The 3,976-nt window shown below is 36.6% G+C and carries 5 protein-coding genes; all 5 read right to left on the bottom strand.

Annotation, left to right across the window (positions count from 1 at the left end; all coding sequences use genetic code 11):
* Nucleotides 1-296: 296 nt before the first annotated feature.
* On the bottom strand, nucleotides 297-1,979 hold the full coding sequence (locus tag DW059_RS15020) for a recombinase family protein (protein WP_117699327.1): 1,683 nt from the start codon (nucleotides 1,977-1,979) through the stop codon (nucleotides 297-299).
* 48 nt (nucleotides 1,980-2,027) lie between these two features.
* Entirely contained in the window at nucleotides 2,028-2,366 is a 339-nt protein-coding gene (locus DW059_RS16635; protein WP_242986323.1) for a hypothetical protein, read from the bottom strand.
* A complete protein-coding gene (locus DW059_RS15015) occupies nucleotides 2,363-3,019 on the bottom strand; it encodes an ORF6N domain-containing protein (protein WP_242986322.1) in 657 nt (218 codons plus the stop codon). The genes DW059_RS16635 and DW059_RS15015 overlap by 4 nt, the downstream gene beginning before the upstream one ends.
* 170 nt (nucleotides 3,020-3,189) lie before the next feature.
* Entirely contained in the window at nucleotides 3,190-3,555 is a 366-nt protein-coding gene (locus DW059_RS15010) for a helix-turn-helix domain-containing protein (protein ID WP_117699326.1), read from the bottom strand.
* A gap of 67 nt (nucleotides 3,556-3,622) precedes the next feature.
* On the bottom strand, nucleotides 3,623-3,880 hold the full coding sequence (locus DW059_RS15005; protein ID WP_117699325.1) for a hypothetical protein: 258 nt from the start codon (nucleotides 3,878-3,880) through the stop codon (nucleotides 3,623-3,625).
* Nucleotides 3,881-3,976 lie beyond the last annotated feature (96 nt).

The raw sequence follows: 3,976 nt of genomic DNA, 5'->3' as shown, positions 1-3,976 counted from the left end.
TTATCTGTATTTCCCTTTACATCTGTACAAATATCAGATAATCTATCAACCACTATTCTATTATATTGATTAATGGGTATAAACCTATATGTTTTGAGCATTCCTTTCGTATCAATAAAGTCAGTTAATAAAATACTTAAATTCATATGTATCCTCCCTACACTTTGCCTTTTGCCAAAATGTATATCAACAATTCCGAAAATCTTACCCCTGGGGTAAATCAGTTTCCGCATGTGTCTTCTGCGGAAACTGAAACACACAACCATTTTTGCCACAAATCGGCGCAACCCTTTGATTTACTGGGCTTTTCTCGTCAGAAGAGTGACTGTCTCATTTTGTGTATCATTGTCCAAACTTAGGGTAAACTCTTTTTCTATAATCGGCAACTTAAATTCTATGGATTTCAGCCACTGACCATTTTCTTTGCGTTCTTCGTAAATCTGTACATTATCCACTAACTGTGACAGGAACTCTCGTTTCTCAGCTTCGTTCATTTGGGCATACAGCTTATCAAAGAAAATGAGTGCCTTGTAGATATTGTCTCCGGTAATCTTGTCTGCCAGCAGAGCGCGTTTCTTAGTTTTTGCAGATATAAGCAATTCCTCTGCTTCATCTATTTTATCATAAGTCTTGTACAAACGGTTCTCTAAATCTGTTTTTCTTCGCTGATAATGTTTATCCTCATAATCAAGAGAATCAATATCTGACAAGATCGTATCTTTATTATGATATAGCTGTCTTAATTGTTTTTCGTAATTTGCTATTTCCTGATCTAATGCGCTTGTGTCTACTTCCATATTTATCTTGCTGCGTATTAAATCCGAAAATTTAGGATTGCTAACCAGTTTACTGATCACCTCTGCAACAGAAGCATCCAGCATTTCCTCATGCACCTGTTTTTTATAATCACACTTATGACCCCTGGTCATATTCCGGTGTTTACAGCCATAATAATAAAAGTCCTTATAATTGCTTCCATCCTTGCGCTTCTTAATGGCCTTGTTGCCATACATTCCGGCACCACAGACAGGACATTTTAAAATTCCAGATAAAAGATGTATCTTTTCTTTCTTATCACGATTGACCTTTTCGTACTTTTTAGCCTGTGCCGCAACCTTGACCTGTGCCTGCTCCCATACTTCTTCTGATACAAGAGCTTCATGTAAACCATCTACCGACAGATAATCGTCTTTCTTAACCTGCCTGTACTCGTTCCTTGTACCATGAACCTTTTCTGTCCGTCTTCTGCCATAGGAGATTTTACCGCTATAAACCGGATTCTGTATAATCCTTCTGATAAGAGCAGCATCAAATAATGGATTTTTGCCATTCTGTCTGGCTATCTTATGGATTTCATGATTTTCTAAATACTTAGCAATTCCATTCGCTCCCAAATCTGTATTTACATATTGGTCAAATATCGTTCTGATAGCTACTGCCTCTTCCTCTTTCACTACCAATTTTCCATCAATGAGAGCATATCCATATGGTGCAAAACCATCATTCCATTTACCTTCCCTGGCTTTCTGCATCCTGCCTTCCATTGTCTGAACACGGATGTTCTCACGCTCAATCTCTGCCACTGCTGACAGAACAGATATCATAAGTTTCCCGGCATCTTTAGATGAATCTATTCCATCCTCTACACAAATCAAATTTACACCAAAATCCTGCATCACTTGTAATGTTGCAAGGACATCTGCCGCATTTCTTCCAAATCTGGAAAGCTTAAATACAAGGACATAAGACACTTCATCTTTTCCTGATTTGATATCGTCCATCATCTGATTAAAGGCAATTCTTCCCTCTATTGACTTACCGGATTTTCCTGCATCCTCATACTCACCGGCAATTTCATACTCATTATAATCACAAAAGGCTTTCATTTTTGTTTTCTGTGCATCTAGAGAATAGCCGTCTATCTGCATGGTTGTAGAAACACGGGTGTAAAGATACACTTTTATCTTTTCTTTAGACATTCTTATCACCTCTTAATGTCATTTTCGCAGTCAAAGCATGGCTACTAATTATACCTGTTTATCTGGCAATGAAAGTAATCTGTCTATTACCGGATGAATGATTGCTGTCTCTGTAATCTGATTGATGGCACAAAGTTTCTTCCCTGCATCCTTACTGGATGCTCCACAATGATAAACCAGTTCTGTCTTTTCCCCATAATCAAGTATAATTAACCTGTCGTGACAATCAGGATTCGGCTTAATCCGAATCGTTGGATATTCATTTTGAAAATCCGTCACTAAAGAGTTCGTAAGAAATCCTCTCCCACCTTTTCCATTCTCTGTGAATAAAACAACTTCCACGCCATCTGCTTTCTGTGAAAGGTGTTGTAATGATTTTGCATTCATATATCATCCACAACATAGATTGATTTATTTGCCTGTTGGTAGATTTCTATGTATGCAATGTCAGCTTCTAACTTCTGGCCTTTATAAATAACAAAATCCTTTTTATCCCTATCAGTAATAAAGTTATCTGCTAAAATAGTCACATCTTTTTGAATGAACTCTACCCTTTTCTCCATTCGATCCTGTCTCTCAGTTATCGTTCCAACCTTCGCTGTTAAAAGTTCCATTTCATTTCTAGTAACAAACTGTTGATTTTGACTAATATAGTGACGCATCTCCCTAAAAGTGCGCATTATAAATATACTCTGCTGTTCTGCCAATTCTCCACGAAGAACTGTCGCAAGCATATAAATTCCTTGTTCTGTAAATGCGTATGGTAGTTTTCTACGACCTCCTTCCTGCCCTTCAAAATAATTTATATTCCGTGAAGTCACAAATTGTGATTTCACCAATTCCACTTCTTCTTTAGTTAGTTGAAACATAAAATCTTCTGGAAATCTTGTCAAATTACGTTTTACCTGTTGATTTAAATTTTTAACTTGATAACCATAAATTTCTGCCAAATCCTGATCCAACATTACTTGCTGTCCACGAAGTATGTACACCTTACTCCGAATAGCATCTGTAGTAATCAATTCTTTTGTTCCTTCCATTCTTCCTCCCAACCAATCGATTACAATTTCTATAAATTGCTGATTCCTATTCTGTTGCTATGAAATCACACATCCCTTGTTATTAGCATTCCTTGTATATTCCATCTTCTTGCCCTTCGGACAAGAAGCATCCCTCGCTCAAAGAACTCGGTCAATTGTGACTTCACAGACTATTCCTCCACCATGTTCTCCATCTGTTCCAACTTCTGCAAGGCTTTCATATACGCCATCAATCTTTTATACTGCGCATCTCCAAGGCTGTGAATCTGCTTTAATATCTTAATATCCGACCTGGTAACTTCATAATCCATATCTGCATCTTTATACTCCGGATCAATTCCTTTACCCGTTAAAAGCTGTTCCGGTGTAATATCCAATGCGTCACATATGGATAACAGACAGTCTGCTTTTGGATTCGTCTTTTTCTTTTTCCAATCACTAATGTTACTTGTTGCAATCCCAGTTCTTCTCGACAGTTCCAACTGACTCATGTTCTTCTGCTCCATTATGTAAAAAATTCTTTCACTGATAATCATGTGTGTTCCTCCGTTATATTTTATATCCGTATTTATCGTTTTTATTTCCGTTTATACGGTCATTCTATCATGCCGCAGCATTTCTTTCAATAGAAATGATAATACTTCTGAATTTCTCAATATTTTCTGTTTTATATAATTCCATGTACAACTGTTTTATTCTCTTCATGCGAAGATAATTATCAGGATCCGGTAATTGGTCCAGTTCCATTGCGTCTGCATACTTTGCCACCATTTCTCCAATAAAATTCGCCAAATCACTCCATGCATCTCTTTCTTTTATAACCACTTTATTTTTAATCATAATTGAAATCCTTTCTGCCATTGTTATCCATCATATCCTATCCAAGATACTATTCTTTCGTTCAGATAGGATAAGATAGATATTATTAAAATTAGTATTGTTAATATTAGTCTTATT

This window comes from Roseburia sp. AF42-8 (assembly GCF_003435965.1).
Classification (GTDB): Bacteria; Bacillota; Clostridia; order Lachnospirales; family Lachnospiraceae; genus Roseburia_C; species Roseburia_C amylophila.
The sequence above is the reverse complement of the archived record's forward strand: the minus strand, read 5'-3'. Positions and strand labels throughout refer to the sequence as shown.

Excerpts from the sequence above, each read along its gene's own strand:
- DW059_RS15020 (WP_117699327.1), bottom strand. The coding sequence starts at position 1,979 with ATGTCTAAAGAAAAGATAAAAGTGTATCTTTACACCCGTGTTTCTACA.
- DW059_RS16635 (WP_242986323.1), bottom strand. The coding sequence starts at position 2,366 with ATGAATGCAAAATCATTACAACACCTTTCACAGAAAGCAGATGGCGTG.
- DW059_RS15015 (WP_242986322.1), bottom strand. The coding sequence starts at position 3,019 with ATGGAAGGAACAAAAGAATTGATTACTACAGATGCTATTCGGAGTAAG.
- DW059_RS15010 (WP_117699326.1), bottom strand. The coding sequence starts at position 3,555 with ATGATTATCAGTGAAAGAATTTTTTACATAATGGAGCAGAAGAACATG.
- DW059_RS15005 (WP_117699325.1), bottom strand. The coding sequence starts at position 3,880 with ATGGCAGAAAGGATTTCAATTATGATTAAAAATAAAGTGGTTATAAAA.